The organism is Flagellimonas profundi, assembly GCF_017313275.1.
Taxonomy (GTDB): Bacteria; Bacteroidota; Bacteroidia; order Flavobacteriales; family Flavobacteriaceae; genus Flagellimonas; species Flagellimonas profundi.
Genome location: NZ_JAFLNM010000003.1, coordinates 370,602 through 387,691, shown reverse-complemented (window position 1 = coordinate 387,691; position 17,090 = coordinate 370,602). Strand labels below are relative to the sequence as shown.

14 protein-coding genes are annotated in these 17,090 nt (G+C 40.7%); 5 read left to right on the top strand and 9 right to left on the bottom strand.

The features are described from left to right. Positions 1 to 12: 12 nt before the first annotated feature. Positions 13 to 1,158: a 2-amino-4-hydroxy-6-hydroxymethyldihydropteridine diphosphokinase gene (gene folK / locus J0654_RS15200; protein ID WP_207029963.1), complete on the bottom strand. Its 1,146-nt coding sequence runs from the start codon at positions 1,156 to 1,158 to the stop codon at positions 13 to 15. A 69-nt stretch (positions 1,159 to 1,227) separates the two neighbouring features. On the opposite strand from folK, the gene sppA reads away from it, so the two are divergent. Genes sppA through J0654_RS15185 form a run of 3 tightly spaced genes read left to right on the top strand, consistent with a single transcriptional unit; the run spans position 1,228 to position 6,473 of the window. Next, complete coding sequence (gene sppA, locus J0654_RS15195; protein ID WP_207029962.1) at positions 1,228 to 2,988, top strand: signal peptide peptidase SppA; 1,761 nt, start codon at positions 1,228 to 1,230, stop codon at positions 2,986 to 2,988. A 41-nt stretch (positions 2,989 to 3,029) separates the two neighbouring features. Further along, on the top strand, positions 3,030 to 3,737 hold the full coding sequence (locus J0654_RS15190; protein ID WP_207029961.1) for a queuosine precursor transporter: 708 nt from the start codon (positions 3,030 to 3,032) through the stop codon (positions 3,735 to 3,737). Between the two features lie 36 nt (positions 3,738 to 3,773). Then, on the top strand, positions 3,774 to 6,473 hold the full coding sequence (locus J0654_RS15185; protein WP_207029960.1) for an AsmA family protein: 2,700 nt from the start codon (positions 3,774 to 3,776) through the stop codon (positions 6,471 to 6,473). A 32-nt stretch (positions 6,474 to 6,505) separates the two neighbouring features. Here the strand turns inward: J0654_RS15185 and J0654_RS15180 are convergent, their stop codons facing one another. The 4 genes from J0654_RS15180 to J0654_RS15165 all read right to left on the bottom strand — a co-directional run bounded on the left by J0654_RS15180 (position 6,506) and on the right by J0654_RS15165 (position 10,868). Beyond that, positions 6,506 to 7,273 carry a DUF6090 family protein gene (locus J0654_RS15180; protein ID WP_207029959.1) on the bottom strand — a complete coding sequence of 256 codons (768 nt, stop codon included), beginning with the start codon at positions 7,271 to 7,273 and terminating at the stop codon, positions 6,506 to 6,508. Between the two features lie 36 nt (positions 7,274 to 7,309). Beyond that, a complete protein-coding gene (locus tag J0654_RS15175; RefSeq protein WP_207029958.1) occupies positions 7,310 to 8,644 on the bottom strand; it encodes a YfcC family protein in 1,335 nt (444 codons plus the stop codon). A gap of 99 nt (positions 8,645 to 8,743) precedes the next feature. After that, a complete protein-coding gene (locus J0654_RS15170; RefSeq protein ID WP_207029957.1) occupies positions 8,744 to 10,024 on the bottom strand; it encodes an APC family permease in 1,281 nt (426 codons plus the stop codon). A 49-nt stretch (positions 10,025 to 10,073) separates the two neighbouring features. Further along, a complete protein-coding gene (locus tag J0654_RS15165) occupies positions 10,074 to 10,868 on the bottom strand; it encodes a DUF2797 domain-containing protein (RefSeq protein ID WP_207029956.1) in 795 nt (264 codons plus the stop codon). Between the two features lie 98 nt (positions 10,869 to 10,966). Between J0654_RS15165 and J0654_RS15160 the strand changes: the two genes are divergently transcribed. Next, positions 10,967 to 12,478, top strand: coding sequence for a GH3 auxin-responsive promoter family protein (locus J0654_RS15160; protein WP_207029955.1), 1,512 nt, complete (start codon positions 10,967 to 10,969; stop codon positions 12,476 to 12,478). Positions 12,479 to 12,654: 176 nt separating this feature from the next. Continuing rightward, positions 12,655 to 13,194 carry a hypothetical protein gene (locus tag J0654_RS15155; RefSeq protein ID WP_237686016.1) on the top strand — a complete coding sequence of 180 codons (540 nt, stop codon included), beginning with the start codon at positions 12,655 to 12,657 and terminating at the stop codon, positions 13,192 to 13,194. Here J0654_RS15155 and clpX read toward each other — a convergent pair. The 4 genes from clpX to J0654_RS15135 form a co-directional block, all read right to left on the bottom strand. Next, positions 13,191 to 14,426, bottom strand: a complete 1,236-nt coding sequence (gene clpX / locus J0654_RS15150; protein WP_207029954.1) for an ATP-dependent Clp protease ATP-binding subunit ClpX — start codon at positions 14,424 to 14,426, stop codon at positions 13,191 to 13,193. The genes J0654_RS15155 and clpX overlap by 4 nt on opposite strands. Positions 14,427 to 14,514: 88 nt before the next feature. Further along, positions 14,515 to 15,192, bottom strand: a complete 678-nt coding sequence (gene clpP, locus J0654_RS15145; protein WP_207029953.1) for an ATP-dependent Clp endopeptidase proteolytic subunit ClpP — start codon at positions 15,190 to 15,192, stop codon at positions 14,515 to 14,517. Between the two features lie 90 nt (positions 15,193 to 15,282). Next, positions 15,283 to 16,605: a trigger factor gene (tig, locus tag J0654_RS15140; protein ID WP_207029952.1), complete on the bottom strand. Its 1,323-nt coding sequence runs from the start codon at positions 16,603 to 16,605 to the stop codon at positions 15,283 to 15,285. A 99-nt stretch (positions 16,606 to 16,704) separates the two neighbouring features. Continuing rightward, on the bottom strand, positions 16,705 to 17,049 hold the full coding sequence (locus J0654_RS15135; protein ID WP_100817295.1) for a phage holin family protein: 345 nt from the start codon (positions 17,047 to 17,049) through the stop codon (positions 16,705 to 16,707). Positions 17,050 to 17,090: the final 41 nt, after the last annotated feature.

The following is a 17,090-nucleotide window of genomic DNA, read 5'->3' as shown; positions in this document are numbered from 1 at the left end:
CCAAAAATTCTCTTAAATGTTTGATGAAAGTATATTGTCTTCGAGCTTTTCTAAAATGAATTCGTAATCGGCCGGATTATTTACAAAATCGAGTTCGCCCATATCCAGGATTATACTGTTTTGATTGGGGTTGCTCTTGATGAAATCCAAATAGCCCCGATTGATTTTTTCCAAGTAAACAGGGTCGATGTTCTGCTCATAATCACGTCCCCTTTTTTTTATATTGGCCAATAACCGTTCGGTATTTTGATAGAGATACAGGTAAATCTCGGGCTTTTTCACCTCTTTGTACATAAAGCTAAAGACCTTTCGGTATAGATTGTACTCTTCTTTCTGCAGCGTTACCTTGGCAAATACCAGTGATTTAAAAATGTCATAATCACTTACCATAAAATTCTTGAAAAGGTCAAACTGTGAGGTATCGTCCATAAATTGCTGATACCTATCGGCCAAAAAGGACATTTCCAAAGGAAATGCATAGCGTGCCTGGTCCTCATAGAATTTGGGTAGAAAGGGGTTGTCCGCAAAACGTTCCAATACCAATTTGGCATTAAAATCACTGGCGATCATTTTGGATAGGGTGGTTTTTCCTGCACCAATATTCCCTTCTATGGCAATCAATTGTAACTGGGAGAATAGCCCGGACCTATCCTTGAACAGTTTGTGCTTTGTTTTGGTAAGGTGGCTTTTGTCCCTGCATTCCTGTAAAAGGTTACGGGTGTCCTTATGCAGTACAGGATGGTAAAATTGAGGGGCAATATCGCTCAGTGGCTTTAAAACAAACTTTCTGTGTTGCATGTTTGGGTGAGGAATTACCAAATCATCATTATTGATAATTTCATTGCCATAATAAATGATATCAATGTCCAGGGTACGGGATGTGTACCCGCCATCTACAGAACGGATTCTACCTAAATCCCGTTCAATCTGTAAAATGGTTCCGAGTAATTCCAACGGGGCAAGTGGAGTTAAAACAGAAACAACGATATTTAGGAACTGATCTCCTTCAAAACCTAGGGCGGGGGTTTCGTACACCGAGGAAATATCCAAGATTTTTCCTGCTTTTTCCTGTAAACGAAAAATGGCTTTTTGGAGGTTCGCAAGACGATTTCCCAAATTGCTGCCCAAAGAAAGATATACCTTTTGTTTTGTGACCATAATCGAAGAAACAAAGTAAACAAAACAATACTACATTGGTTATATTTGAAGTGTAATAAATTTTATTGAATGAAGTTTTTAAGAAACCTACTTGCCTCAATTTTGGGGAGCCTAGTGGCATTTATGATAGTCGTAGGCATGTTCTTCATATTTATGGCCCTAATTGGTAGTGCAGATGATGGTGTTGTGGTTAAGAAGAACTCTGTGTTGGAACTTAGTTTTGTCGCACCTATTCTGGATTACACAGGAAAAGATGAAACTGACCCTTTTGCTGCCTTTGGGGGTGTTGAACTCGGTCTGGATGAAATTTTGCACGCTATTGAAGTAGCAAAGAACGATGATAATATTGAAGGTATTAGTCTTACAACGGGGTTTTTACAGGCGGGAGTTGCACAGACACGCGAGATACGAAAAGCTTTGTTGGATTTTAAATCTACAGGCAAATTTGTCTTGGCCCACGCCGATGTCTATGCACAAAGGGATTATTATTTGGCCAGTGCAGCAGACGAGGTGTATGTTAACCCTGTTGGCGTTTTGGATTTTAAGGGATTGGCTACGGAAGTGCTTTTTTATAAAGAGCTTCAGGAAAAATCCGGGATAAAAATGGAGGTCATTCGCCATGGGAAGTACAAAAGTGCTGTTGAGCCCTTTCTTTCCGATACCATGAGCGAGGAGAACCGGACCCAAATAAAGGAATTGATTTCTTCTATCTGGAGCGTTATCGTGGATGATATTTCCGAATCCAGAAACATTACGCCCCAGAACTTGAACATAATTGCAGATACCCTTGGGGGAAGAACTCCAGCGTATGCGGTTGCTTCAGGTCTATTGGATGGTACCTTATATTTTGATCAATATGAGAACTTGCTCAAGGAAAAAATCGGGTTGGGCGAAGATGACGAATTGAATTATGTTGGATTTATGGACTATGTGCAAAAGGCCAACAAAAGAAAAATCCATAAAGGCTCCGATAAAATCGCTGTCATTTATGCCCAAGGAGAAATTTTGGGCGGTGAAGGTGGAAAAAATTATATAGGACAAGGCCTTATTGTGGATGCATTGCACAAAGCTTTGGACAATGAGCGTGTAAAAGCCATTGTACTTCGGGTGAATTCTCCGGGGGGCAGTGCTTTGGTCTCTGATATTATTTGGAGGGAAATGCAATTGGCCAAAGAAGAAAAGCCCTTGGTGGTTTCTTTTGGTAATGTGGCGGCCTCAGGCGGTTATTATATTGGGGTAGGGGGCGATAGGATTTTCGCAGAGCCTACTACCATAACTGGTTCCATAGGGGTTTTTGGAACTATTCCGAACGTGAACCAATTGGCAGCTGATATTGGCATAAATGCCGAACAGGTGGGTACCAACCAAAACTCGGTGGATTATTCATTTTTTGAACCCATGACCGATTCCTTCCGAAGCGTAATGCAGGAGAGTATCGAGGAAACCTACGAAACCTTTTTGGATCGAGTGGCCCAAGGCCGGAACATGTCGGTCGAACGTGTTAATGAAGTGGCCCAAGGTAGGGTTTGGAGCGGGGTCGATGCCCAAGCACTTGGTCTGGTGGACGAATTGGGCACCTTGGATGATGCCATTGCAGCGGCAGCAGAAATGGCCGGAGTGGAAGATTATGGGATTAGAAAATATCCCAAGTACAAATCCGATTTTGAACGGTTTATGGAAGACTTTGGGTCGATTAAGGCCAAAATTGGGAAATCCATTATCCAAGAGGAGATAGGAACCGAGGCCTATGAGGTTTTAAAGGAGTTCAAACAATTTACCAAACAAGAGGGGGTCCAGGCCAAAATGCCCTTTAGTTTAACTATTAAATAGATCGCCATAATAGTTCCTTGCTAGGGACTTTTAAGACACATATGACGCAAAAGGACAAGAAGTTAGCATTTTCCATATATCTGTATCTCGGGGCATTGTTCATTACCTCTTTGGTGGTGTCCAATCTCATCTTTCAAAAGTTTTTCTCTTGGAACCCTTTTGGGGATGTTACTGTATTTGGAGCCCCTCTTTTTGAACTTTCTGTGGGTATTCTGCCTTATCCCATAACTTTTTTGATTACTGATTTGGTCTCTGAAATCTATGGCCAGAAAAAAGCCAATCAGGTCGTTACCGCTGGGATTTTCGCCTCATTTTTCTCGATGGGCATCATTTTGATCGCCAACTATTCCAGTGCTATCCCCACATCACCTGTAGATGACGCTACCTTCACAACCGTGTTTGGTTTGTCACCTTTGGGAGTTTTGGCCTCCATGTTGGCTTATTTGGGAGCCCAGTATATCGATATCACGATTTATCACTTTTGGAAAAGGATGACCAAGGGAAGGATGCTATGGCTCAGGAATAATTTTTCGACTTTTTCGTCACAGTTTATAGATACTTTTACGGTGGTGGGACTCTTATGTATTTTTGGAGTGCTGCCTTGGGACAAATTCTACGGATTATTGATCAGCGGTGTGATTTTTAAGATAATGATAGCGCTTCTTGACACCCCTTTGCTCTACTTCTTCGTATATCTAATGCGAAAAAGATTTAACTTAAAAATAGAGGAAGAAATTTCTTTGGATTAACAACTTCTTCTTTAATTTGTTGTAAAACATACAAGTATGAAGAAAAAAGTCCTGAAAATTACCGGAATAACCCTACTTATCCTACTAGCAATTATAATTGCCGTCCCTCTATTTCTTCAAGGTAAAATTGAAGATATCATCAAGACCAAAGTGAACAATAGCATCAATGCCACTTTCGATTTTGAAGAAGCAGACCTTAGTCTTCTCAGAAGTTTTCCAAATGCAAACGTGGAACTGACCAAGCTTTCGTTGGTCAACAAGTCCCCTTTTGAAGGAGATACATTGTTCGTCTCTTCAACCATAGAGTTGTCATTGGCCATTAAGGAATTGTTCAAATCCGCGGATGAGCCGATTGTCATCAAAACCTTGAACATTGATGGTGCTAAGCTGCACATAAAGGCGGACGCAGAGGGGAATGCCAATTACGATATTGCAAAGGAAAGTGAAGCATCAACTTCAACACCATCTGAAGAATCCAGTGAAAACTTCACCTTGAACATGGATTCGTATGCCATTACCAATTCAACAATTATTTACGAAGATTTGGGCAGCGGGATGCTTTTGGACATATCCGAGATGAATCATTCTGGAACGGGTGACCTGTCTTTGGAGAAATCGGAATTAAAAACACTGACCGATGCTCTAGTATCTTTTGAGATGGACAGTACCCAATACTTGAACAAGAACAAAATCAATTTGGATGCTCTAATTGGCATTGATTTGAGCGAGAATAAATACACCTTTTTGGAAAACAAAGCCCTTGTTAACCAATTGCCGTTGGTATTTGATGGTTTTGTAAAAGTAAACGAGGACAATCAGGAAGTGGACATTACATTTAAAACACCATCTTCCGATTTTAAAAACTTTTTGGCCGTGATTCCCGAAGCCTACGCCTCCAACATAGAGAACGTGGAAACAACCGGAAATTTTGAAGTGAAAGGGGAGTTCAAGGGCGTGGTCGATGACGAACATATCCCAACCTTCAAAATCGCCATCAACTCTGAAAATGCATCCTTCAAATATCCTGATTTGCCCAAATCGGTGCGTAATGTGTATATCGATACGGAAATCAATAACGAAACGGGCATTACAGAAGACACCTACGTCAACATCAACAGGCTCTCTTTTCTTATCGATGAGGATAAGTTCAACCTGAATGCCAAGATCAGGGAATTGATGGGCAACACCAAGGTAAACGCCCATATGGACGGCAGGATCAACTTGGCAAATATTTCAAAAGCCTATCCTGTGCCGGACGACTATAATCTTAAAGGGATTTTGAATGCCGACGTAACCACGGCCTTTGATATGGCTTCCTTGGAGAAAAAGCAATATCAGAATACCAAGACCAGCGGAAAGGCATCCGTTTCCGGTTTCGAGTATGCTTCGGAAGAGCTTAAAAATCCTGTGGCCATCAACGCGGCAGCCGTTACATTTAACCCGAACACCGTAACCCTGGATTCCTTCAAAGGGAAAACGGGAAGCACTGATTTTGATGCCAAGGGTACGCTCACCAATCTGCTGGGCTTTATGTTCAATGACGAAAATATTGAAGGGAATTTCACATTGAACTCGAATCAATTTGCATTGAATGATTTTATGGTCGAGGAAACCGAAGAAGCATCCAAAACAACTGAAGAAGAAACAGGTTCCACCACACAAGGGGAGGAGCGCATAAAAATCCCTTCGTTTTTGGATTGCACTGTGGAAGCTACTGCCAATACGGTCGTATATGATAACCTTAACCTAAAAAACGTAAAGGGAACCTTGATCATTAAAGATGAAACGGCTACTGTAAAAAATCTCACCTCGGACTTGTTCGGGGGTACCTTGGGATTATCGGGAGCCGTATCCACCAAGCAAGAGAATTCCACATTCGACCTTAATCTTGGGATGAACAATTTTAATATAGGTGAATCCTTTGCAGGTTTGGAATTGTTCAAGGTATTAACGCCTTTGGCCAGTGCGTTACAGGGTAAACTAAATTCCGATATTAAGATTGCAGGTAACCTTAAAGATGATTTTACGCCCAACCTGGCCACTATATCCGGGAACTTGTTAGCGGAACTATTGTCCCCAAAATTAGATGCTCAAAAAGCACCATTGGTTTCTTCTTTGGACAGTAAACTGAACTTTTTGGACACCAAGCAAATTAATTTGGACGGGCTCAAAACGGCATTGACTTTTGATAATGGAACGGTAAAGGTGAAACCCTTCACTTTAAAGTACAAGGATATCAATATTAATGTGGATGGTAGCCATACTTTCGACAAACAAATGCAATACAAGGCAACCTTGGATGTTCCGGCCAAATATTTGGGTGCGGAAGTAAACAAATTGATTGCCCAAATGAACGACCAAAGCTTGGGAGAAGTAACCGTTCCGGTGACGGCCAATATTGGGGGGAGTTTTACAAATCCTTCCGTTAGTACCGACCTAACATCAAGTGTGAAGACCTTGACTTCCAAATTGGTGGAAATGCAAAAGAACAAATTGGTGAACCAAGGCAAGGATAAAGCCAAAGATCTTTTATCGGATGTCTTTAAAAAGGATGAGACCGATACCACCAAGACCAAATCGAGCGGGGTAAAGGAAGCCATCGGCAATATACTGGGAGGAAAGAAGGACACCGTAACAACGGATACGAGCAAAACAGAAAAGGATGAGGTTGAAAATGCAGCTAAATCCATATTGGGCGGACTGCTCGGGAAGAAGAAAAAAGATACCGTAAACTAAAAAAGTAAGGGCGATTTTAAAATCGCCCTTTTTTATTCCTTGATTTCCCCATCAATGGTTTTCAGAATTTCTTCCACGCTTTGCATTAAGGGATTATAATGCGCTGTTTCTGTTTTTATGCTGGTCAAGATGAACATGAGCATATTGTTCTCAAATTCTTTTGATAATAAAATGTCGCGATTGCCTGCGCTTTCCGAACTCACTGGAAGTCCTAGTTCCTTGGAAACCCCTGTTAGGTCGTAGATGGTTTTAATGCTGTTTTTTTCTGTGCGAAACATATCAATAATCTTATTCCTTTCTTTGTCCAACATGGTTTCCTGTTTGGAAATGTCTTCTATATTCGAGATCCAATTGGTCAACAAAATCCGTAATCGGGGATTGGAAATATCCTTCAAACTTCCTGAATTGATCATTTCTTCCAATAAGGAGTTGTTCGGATTGAAAGAAATGTCAAAGGCAAAAGCATTGTACAATAAGTTGGCAAGTTCCTGTTCATTGGGTAAAGCATCCGGGTTTTCCATGTAGGCCACAATTTTTTTGGAATCCTCATAGCTTTGCTTGTTGAATGTAATGAGTTCTTTCAATTTGATTTTACTGGTTCTGAACTCATCCCTGAGGCCCATAAGATAAATCTGTTCTTTTTCCCTTTTGATGCTTTGATCATTGGCATTGTCGATGGCCAAGGCAATCAGGATGCCGATGACTACCAATACAATTTCCCCTATAGCGTATAAAATGTAATTGCTGACTTTTTTATCGGCAATCAAATCTTTTCTGACTTTTCTAAAAAACTTGAGCATGGTCGGTTATTCGGATATGGTTCAACCTAAAAAATACTAGTTATAGCCGGTGGCTATGGCAAATATAATGGTGAATGCCCCAATCAACAGCATGAGCAAGGTTGGTTTTAGCGCAAATTTGAACCATTTGTTATAGGGAATTTTTGCCAGGGCAATTACAGCCATTAATGCCCCATTGGTGGGAACGATCATATCTGCCATTATAGCTCCATATTGATAGGCCAATACACAGATTTGACGGGATAATCCGATTAAATCGGATAAAGGGACCAATATGGGAAGCGTCAAAACTGCCTGTCCGGAATAGCTGGGTACAGGAAAATGCAGTAGGGTGTGTGAAACCATCATAAGTACTCCGGATACCGCTGGGGGGAAATTTTGTAGTGGACCAAAGAGGCCATAAACAATGCTGTCCATTACCATACCTTTGGTCAACAAAATCGAAATGCTATTGGCCAAACCGATTACGATGCTGGCAAACACCATTTCTTTCATCCCTGCAATATAGGTTTCGCCAGTTTTGTTCCAGCCCATTTTTGCGACCAGTCCGCATACAATACCCAGAACAAAAAAGCAACCGGACATTTCACTAAAGCCCCATCCAAACTGAATAATTCCAAAAATTACAATGGAAAAAGTTACGCCTAGGAGCAGTAGGATTATTTTGCTGCTTTGGCTTAATGAGGTGCCTTGTGAAGGCATTTTCACTTTTTCTATCCTATTGTTCTTGGCATAATAAAGAAGATAAAGTATCCAAGCTATCGAAGCTATCAATAGCACAATAAGTCGCAAGGAACTACCGGAAAGTAAGGGGAGTGCAGCCTCTTTCTGTGCCAAGAGAACTCCAAAGGGATTGGAAGCGCTAAAGGAACTCCCAACCACCGTTGAGCCATAACTGGCAAATAGCATGGTAAGGCCATTGTATCCCAAACTCTTGCCGAATAATAGAAGAACAGGGGTCATGGCGACCACTTCTTCTTGAAGACCAATGGTGGCTCCCCCAGATAAAAAAAGTACCGCCAGAAGTAGTAGTGCCAGACTTTCCTTTCCCTTTAAAGAAGAAACTAATTTCACCAATCCTTGGTTAAAGGCTTCTGTTTTTTCAATCAGGTAAAAACAACCTCCGATCAAAAGTATTAGAATGATCAGGTCCGCTCTCCCGGAAATTCCTTGGGGAATGGAAACAAGTAGGTCCAGAAATGAAGGACTCTCAGTATCTATTTGTTGGTAAGAATCCTTGACCACCCTTGTAAGGCCAGTTTCTTCATCGAGTAATCTTTCGTAGGAGCCTTGAGGGATTAAATATGTGAGCATCCAAGAAACAGCTATAACCCCAAGAAGTATGACGAAAGCATTCGGAAAATTTTTCATGTAAGGCTGGTTTTAGAGGTTTGGTGGTCGTAAAAACAGATAACTCACTGAAAATAAGCTTTTTTATTGAGTTGTCGTCGCAAAAAAAATCGGAGAAGATCACCCCTCGTTCTTTTTCATCTTCTTATAGATGTACTCCATAAAAAAACAGCTTCCGATAATGGCAATGGCAACCATAACACCCATTCTGTTTGATGAAAACTGTTGCTGTAGTAATACTATCATAGCAATCAGGCATAGTACAAAGCCGGCGATGGGAATGGATTTAAAGCCTTTAGTCTCCTTTGAAAGCTTAAAGCCAACATAGTTGACCATAGCAAAGACCAATAGGAAACCAACACTCCCCGCTGTTGATATACTTTCCAGTTCCAATGTGTTGGTCAGGGCAAGTGTTAGCATCGCTGTTATAAGCAGCCCAATGGGTTGGTTCCATAATTGGTAGGTGAATTGGTGCGGAAGTTCATCTTCCTCTGCAATTTCATAACTTACCCGGCTTCCGCCATAAATGGAAGCGTTAATGGCAGAGAAAGTAGAAATGAGGGCGGCAATGGTGATAATGGTAAAGCCAGTTTGCCCTAACATGGGTTTGGCAGCTTCCGCCAAAACATAATCTTCCGCAGTTTTGATGGTATCAAAAGGAAGTGACCCCACAGTGACCACTGCTATAATGATGTACAAAAGCACCACGAAAATGATGGAAATATAGTATGCTCGGGGAATATTTTTCTGTGGATTTTCGATGTCCGGAGCTGAATTGGCAATGAGTTCAAAACCTTCATAGGCCACAAAAATCACCATGCCTCCGGTCAATAGCTGCAAGGGAGCTTCCCAGTTTTCGGGGGATAATTGTTCCAGGTTGGGGTTGCCCATCAAACCGTACAAACCGACACCGATAAAGGAAATCAGTATAACCAATTTAATAATTACCGCATAGGACTCTATCATGCCCACTACCTTGATGCTATAATAATTGATAATGGAAGCCAGTACAATGATGGCGCTTGCATAGATATGAAAATCCAGTTCGTTACCGGTTATTGGGGCCAAGTTTGGCGCATAGGAGCCAAAGGCTGAAGCATACAGCGACAGCATAATGATATAACTGACCCAAAGCAAATTATTTATACCACCACTAAATACAGTTCTTCCAAACCCTTGGTTGATGAATTTTACCGTTCCGCCCCTGTCGGCATATTTTTTTGAAAGCTTTACGTAGCTATAAGAGGTGATCAGGGCCAATATGCCCGCAAAAAGAAAGGCTAAGGGTGTTCCACCTTTGGAGAGAGTCACAGCCAACCCTAATACGGCAAAAATACCGCCACCCACCATGCCGCCAATTCCAATGGAAATCGCTTCGGTAAGTTTGATTTTTTTGCTCATGCACTGTGTTTGTCCAGGTTAAAGGGTTAATATGCGGGAATCTCAGAACTCAGCTAAAATTTATCCCTACATAATATCCTTCACTTCCTCTTACATTAAATACGGTGTTGTCCTCAAAAATAAGATACTGCCCTTTAATACCCTTAAGTACACCTTTGTAACTTGGCGTTTTGTCCAAATTGAGGCTCTTTACCTTATCAGGATAGCGCAATACGGGAAATTCCAAATGGGTTTCTTCCTTATCATTCAAATAATAATCTATGGCCTCGTCAGGAATGCTTGATTTCAACCTGTTTCGCCATTCCACTAGATCCACATCCTCCAGATCATTTTTAAGCATTTTTTGCCAACTGGTCTTATCGCTTACGTGTTCTTTTAAGGCTACTTCGGTAATACCTGCTAAATAACGGTTGGGCACTTCCACTATTTCGATGGCTTCATGCGCTCCTTGGTCTATCCAACGTGTAGGTATTTGCGCTTTACGGGTAACACCCACTTTTATATTGCTGGAATTCGCCAAATATACAATGTGTGGTTGTAGCTGCATCTTTTTTTCAAACTCAAGGTCGCGGTCCTCTTTGCCCAAATGGGCAGTGCTCAGTTCAGGTTTCATGATCCAGTCGCCGGCCCGGGGCGTTTCAAAAAAACAGGATTTACAAAACCCTTGTCGGTATATGGGTTTATCCTCTCCGCAGTTCAAACATTGGTATTTTATGAAATCTATCTGAAGCTCCTTGTCCAGCCCTTGGTTCATATTGATAAAATCGTTCTCGAAAACCAAAAAATATTGAATGGGGTTTCCTATTTCCGTTCGCATCTTTCTCAGGACTCCTTCGTATAACATATTAAAATGAATGTATTTATCTTATTTGAAAATGAGTGTTAGAAAAGCTATTTTAGCAGTTACGCCAACCTAAATTTCTTTGGTTAAAGATACCTAAAATGCCAATACCATTATTCAACTCCATTGCTTCTTGGTTATTAAGAAAGCGCTACCATCAAATAGAGCTTTTTTTAAAGTATCCTTTGGATGTGCAGGATGAGGTATTGCGCCAGCTTGTGGACTTTTCCAAAGATACCATGATCGGGAAACAGTACGGATTTCAGGACCTTCCAAAGTATGATGAATTCCGGAACAGGGTGCCCATTGTAACCTATGAGGATATTGCCCCGCTGATCGAGCGAACGCGTAGGGGAGAGCAGAACTTGTTTTGGCCAACTTCCATAAAGTGGTTTGCCAAGAGTAGCGGTACCACCAATGCAAAGAGCAAATTTATTCCCGTAAGTACCGAGGCATTGGAGGATTGCCATTATAAATCCAGTAAGGATTTGTTGTGTTTGTACTTGAACAACAATGAGAATTCCCAATTGTTCACAGGTAAAAGTCTTAGATTGGGCGGAAGCAAGGAACTCTATGAAGACAATGGAACCTTTTTTGGCGATCTCTCCGCTATATTGATCGATAATATGCCCTTATGGGCTGAATATAGCAGTACGCCCAGCAATAAGGTGTCGCTAATGACCGAATGGGAATCCAAATTGGAGGCCATTATTGAGGAAAGTATACGTGAGAACGTTACAAGTTTGGCCGGTGTTCCATCATGGATGTTGGTTTTGCTCAACCAGGTTTTGGAGAAAACAGGAAAGAACCATTTGTTTGAGGTTTGGGAGAATCTGGAGGTGTATTTCCATGGAGGAGTCAGTTTTACGCCATATAAAAATCAGTACAAAAAACTGTTGCCCCGTAAAAAGTTCAACTACTACGAAACGTATAATGCCTCTGAAGGATTTTTTGGAATCCAAGACCAAAATAATTCCGATGAGCTATTGCTTATGTTGGACTATGGTATTTTTTATGAATTTATCCCGATTGATGTAAATGGGGAAGGCGACCACGCAATTCCTCTTTGGGAAGTCCAGTTAGGGACAAACTATGCCATGGTCATTACCACGAATGCCGGCCTATGGCGATACAAAATCGGCGATACCATCCGATTCACATCCAAAAATCCATATCGTATTAAAATTACTGGACGGACCAAGCATCATATTAATGTGTTTGGTGAAGAATTGATTATTGAAAATGCGGAAGAAGCCCTTAAGCAAGTATGCCTAAAAACCGAGGCGGAGATCATGGATTACACAGCAGCTCCTATTTTTATGACCGGAAAGGAAAAGGGAGCACACGAATGGATCATTGAGTTTAGGAAACCACCTGATGATATTGCATACTTCACTGAAATGTTGGACAATGCGCTTAAATCCTTGAATTCCGATTACGAAGCAAAGCGCTACAATAACATTACTTTAAAAATGCCAAAAGTGCACATAGCCCGAGAAAATTTGTTTCATAACTGGCTAAAATCCAAGAACAAATTAGGTGGACAGCACAAAATACCAAGACTGTCCAATGAGCGTGATTGCATTGAGGAACTACTCCAAATGAATGTTTGATAAAGCAGTATATCCTAAAAAATTGATGTTCATCGAAAGTTTACGAAAACGTTTTCGTAAATGGATCCCGTTCGTCGTAAAAACGTTTCTTTTGAACAAATAAAAATGGATTTGCAACGTTTATTGATGAAATTCCCCCTATCAAATTTTAATAAACACCAAACCATTAAAAAATCATGGCAGAGAAACTTGTTGTTATTTCAGATAAGTGGGGAGCTAAAAAGGGACTTTGGATAGCCTCATATTTTGGCTATTTACAGCAATATTATGATATCGTATTCCACGATTGTCAGCAATTGGGGAATGTGGATGTTACCATCTCTTCGGAAGAAAACATTGATAAGGCCTTTCAAAAAAAAGGCATTGACAGAGCTGTTTCGAACCTAATTAAAAAAGAAACACAAAAAGCCCATTATTTGGCATTCGGAGCTGGTGCAACGGTTGCTTACAAGGCATCTTTAAAGGGATTGCCGGCCAAATCCATAACTGCAATTTCTGCTACGGGGATAGATACGGAGGAAGAAACAGCAGTTTCGGACATACAATTGATTTATGGCGAGTGCGATAAATCAAAACCCAGTTTAAAATGGGCCCAACGTGTAGGAGCCAATCTTAAAATTGTCCCCAATTTTGGACATACGTTATACTCCGACGAAAAAATTATCTCGGAAATAAGTTTAGAACTACTGGAAAACATCACCAAAAAGGTGATTTAAGAAACTGCTTTTAACTTTTTGACCGTTTCGTAGGAGAGTTTTTTCTCTGCGTAGTCTTTGGTTACCTTGAACTCTGTTTCATCACTACTTGGTAATGAGAACATGGCATCGGTAAATACGGCTTCGCACAACGAGCGTAAACCACGTGCCCCAAGTTTATACTCTACCGCTTTTTCAACAATATAATCCAATGCCTGATCGGTAATGGTAAACTTAATGTCATCCATGGCAAACAGTTTTTCATATTGTTTTATGATGGCATTCTTGGGTTCGGTTAAAATGGCACGGAGCGTTTTTGCATCCAAAGGATTCATGTGGGTAAGCACAGGGAGTCTCCCGATAATTTCTGGAATAAGCCCAAATTCCTTTAGATCTTTTGGTATAATGTACTGAAGAATATTTTCTTGGTCCAGGTTTTCTTCCGCCTTGGAAGCACTATACCCAACAGCTTGCATATTCAAGCGTTTGGTAATGATACGTTCAATACCATCAAAAGCGCCTCCCGCTACAAATAAAATGTTCTCGGTATTTACCTCGATGAACTTCTGGTCTGGGTGTTTGCGTCCACCTTTAGGTGGAACGTTTACCGTTGTCCCTTCCAAAAGTTTCAATAATCCTTGCTGAACACCCTCTCCCGAAACATCGCGAGTAATGGAAGGATTGTCACTTTTACGGGCAATCTTGTCGATTTCATCAATAAAAACTATACCTCGCTCTGCTTTTTCCAAATTGTAATCCGCAGCTTGAAGCAAACGTGTCAGAATGCTTTCCACATCTTCACCTACGTAACCGGCTTCTGTTAAAACGGTAGCATCCACAATGGCCAAGGGTACATTGAGCATTTTGGCAATGGTCTTGGCAATAAGTGTTTTACCTGTACCGGTTTGCCCCACCATAACAATGTTGCTCTTCTGGATTTCTATATCATCATCCTTGCCCTTGGGCTGCAACAATCTTTTATAGTGGTTGTATACTGCAACGGACATTACTTTTTTGGTTCTTTCCTGTCCAATCACAAAAGTGTCGAGGAAATCGTGGATTTCCATAGGTTTTTTCAAAACCAATTCTGAAGATAGGTCCTGATTTTTTGTTTGTTTGGACTCCTCTGCTACAATGCTATGGGCTTGTTCTATACATCTATCACAAATGTGCGCATCCAGACCGGCGATCAATAAATTGGTTTCCGGTTTTTTCCTTCCACAAAAAGAACATTCCAAATTTTCCTTTGCCATAAAATTTTAATCTTCAACCAACAATAACGTAAAAAAAATGGATTTGTTCTGTGTTAAGTGGTTGTTTTTTAATCAATTGTGGTAATCCTTACTTTTCTCTGATCAATATTTCGTCAATCATACCATATTCTTTGGCTTCTGGCGCCCTCATCCAAAAATCACGATCACTGTCTTCGTAGACTTTGTCGAAAGTTTGCCCCGTATGCTTGGAAATTATTTGATAAAGTTCGTCTTTGATCTTGAGCACTTCTTGGGCTGCAATTTCAATATCACTGGCCTGACCCTGCGCTCCAGAAAGTGGTTGATGGATCATTACTCTTGAATGAGGTAACCCACTTCGTTTACCTTCGTGTCCAGCACACAGTAATACGGCTGCCATGGATGCAGCTATACCCGTACAAATGGTCGCTACATCAGGCTTTATAAATTGCATGGTGTCGTAAATGCCCAATCCGGCATATACACTTCCCCCTGGGGAGTTAATGTATATTTGAATGTCTTTGGAGGCATCGGCACTTTCCAAGAAAAGTAACTGTGCCTGTACAATATTGGCTACCTGATCGTTGATCCCGGTTCCCATAAAAATAATTCTGTCCATCATCAATCTGGAGAAAACATCCATGGCAACGGCATTCAGTTGCCTTTCCTCGATAATGTTCGGGGTCATGTTCATGGGATACATGGTACTCATGATCTTGTCATAGTACATACTGTTGATACCATGATGTTGGGTAGCGTATTTTTTAAATTCTTTTCCGTAATCCATAGGATTTGACTCGATTTATCTTAAAAAAAAGGTGCCGAAAAACTAGCGTTCCGGCACCGTAAAGATACTTAATTTTCTTTTAGCGAAGCCTTAGCTGTATGCTTCCTTGATGAAGTCGTCATAAGAGACTTCCTTCACCTTTAGGTTGGCCTTTTCTTTATAAAGGTCCAAAAGTTTTTGGCTCATCAACTGTTCGGACAATCTTTTTACTTCGTCCTGATTGCTCATCACTCTGGCGGCAACACTTTCCAGTTCTTCTTCTTTTGGATCCATATGGCCGTACTGTGCCATTTGGGATTTTATAAATCCTTTGGCGAATTCCTTCAATTCATCAAACTGAACCTGAAGATTGTTTTCTTGGATGATCTTACCTTCGATCAATTGGTAACGAAGCCCCTTTTCTGATTTTTCGAACTCTTCTTTGGCTTCATCTTCTGTCAATGGATTTTCACCACTGATTTGAATCCACTTTTTCAAAAACTCGGAAGGAAGCTCGAATTTGGTCTCATCGATTAATTTTTCGGTGATGTCGTTCAACAATTTTTGATCGGCTTGCTGCTCAAACTGTTTCTCCGAATCTTCTTTGATCTTGTCCTTTAATTCCTTTTCCGAAGTTACTTTACCTTCACCGAACAATTTGTCAAAAAGTTCTTGGTCCAAAGCAGCTGGTTCCCTTTCATTGATTTCTTCAATGGTAAAGGTAACATCGATTTTAAGACCATCTGCTTTATCTTTTGCAATGCCCAAAGCGGCAGGAAGCAAGTAATCTTCTTTGAAAAGACCTTTTGTGGCAAGGGTAACAGTGTCACCTACTTTTTTTCCAACAAGGGCATCAACAGCCTTTTTGCTCTTGATTTTGTGCATTTCAATGGTTGCCTTGTGGTCGATCTCTTCCTCTTCATTGGCAAAGAAACCGGTAACTTCATCCTTTTTGCCAACTTCATTCTTGGAGATCAATTTTCCGTATTGCTTTTGAATACGCTCTACTTGCTCCTCGATCATTTTTTTATCGGCTACAATCTTGTATTGGGTCACCGCTTTTTTGGTCTTCAGGTTTACGTCGAAACTTGGAGCCAAGCCCAATTCAAATTCGAAATCAAGATTCTCTTTCTCCCAATCAAAATCGTCTTGTTGTTTTGGAAGCGGATTGCCCAAAACATCCAATTTTTCTTCTGTAAGGTATTTGTTTAGATTGTCTTGTAGCAATTTATTCACCTCATCTACCAGAACAGCTTTGCCATACTGCTTTTTGATAAGCCCCATGGGAACCTGTCCTTTTCTAAAACCAGGAATGTTCGCCTGCTTTCTGTAATCCTTTAGGATTTTCTCTACCTTGTCCTGATAGTCTTCTTTGCTTATGGCAACCTTTACAACTGCATTAAGATCGTCAATCTGCTCTTTGGTTATATTCATTTCCTACCTAATTTGCTTTCTAAAAATGGGATGCAAAAGTAACTCTTTTTTGTGTTGCTGACAAGTTTTTAAACCGTTGACTTTCAAACAAAATGATTTCTATTGGTCTTCTTTTAAAATGGAGTGCAAAATGGCTTGCAAAAATGCCAATAGTAGACTGAAAATTATGGCCCACCAAAAACCACTCACATAAAACCCGTCAATGAGGTTTGCGGCCAACAGAATTATAATGGCATTGATCACCAAAAGAAAAAGACCCAAGGTGAGTACGGTAATGGGTAGGGTTAGAATCACCAAAATGGGTTTTACCAAAAAGTTGAGTACACTAAGCACGATGGCAACTATTATTGCGGTTAGCATTGAATCTACACCTACTCCCGGTAATACATAGGAAAGTATGACAACAGCGAGTGCATTTAACAATAATCTTATAATAAGTTTCATGGGTATGTTTTAGGTTTTATGAATAAAAAAAGGCACCGAGT

Bases quoted from the DNA above. Each gene is read 5' to 3' on its own strand.
- folK (WP_207029963.1), bottom strand. From the start codon at position 1,158: ATGGTCACAAAACAAAAGGTATATCTTTCTTTGGGCAGCAATTTGGGA.
- sppA (WP_207029962.1), top strand. From the start codon at position 1,228: ATGAAGTTTTTAAGAAACCTACTTGCCTCAATTTTGGGGAGCCTAGTG.
- J0654_RS15190 (WP_207029961.1), top strand. From the start codon at position 3,030: ATGACGCAAAAGGACAAGAAGTTAGCATTTTCCATATATCTGTATCTC.
- J0654_RS15185 (WP_207029960.1), top strand. From the start codon at position 3,774: ATGAAGAAAAAAGTCCTGAAAATTACCGGAATAACCCTACTTATCCTA.
- J0654_RS15180 (WP_207029959.1), bottom strand. From the start codon at position 7,273: ATGCTCAAGTTTTTTAGAAAAGTCAGAAAAGATTTGATTGCCGATAAA.
- J0654_RS15175 (WP_207029958.1), bottom strand. From the start codon at position 8,644: ATGAAAAATTTTCCGAATGCTTTCGTCATACTTCTTGGGGTTATAGCT.
- J0654_RS15170 (WP_207029957.1), bottom strand. From the start codon at position 10,024: ATGAGCAAAAAAATCAAACTTACCGAAGCGATTTCCATTGGAATTGGC.
- J0654_RS15165 (WP_207029956.1), bottom strand. From the start codon at position 10,868: ATGTTATACGAAGGAGTCCTGAGAAAGATGCGAACGGAAATAGGAAAC.
- J0654_RS15160 (WP_207029955.1), top strand. From the start codon at position 10,967: ATGCCAATACCATTATTCAACTCCATTGCTTCTTGGTTATTAAGAAAG.
- J0654_RS15155 (WP_237686016.1), top strand. From the start codon at position 12,655: ATGGCAGAGAAACTTGTTGTTATTTCAGATAAGTGGGGAGCTAAAAAG.
- clpX (WP_207029954.1), bottom strand. From the start codon at position 14,426: ATGGCAAAGGAAAATTTGGAATGTTCTTTTTGTGGAAGGAAAAAACCG.
- clpP (WP_207029953.1), bottom strand. From the start codon at position 15,192: ATGGATTACGGAAAAGAATTTAAAAAATACGCTACCCAACATCATGGT.
- tig (WP_207029952.1), bottom strand. From the start codon at position 16,605: ATGAATATAACCAAAGAGCAGATTGACGATCTTAATGCAGTTGTAAAG.
- J0654_RS15135 (WP_100817295.1), bottom strand. From the start codon at position 17,049: ATGAAACTTATTATAAGATTATTGTTAAATGCACTCGCTGTTGTCATA.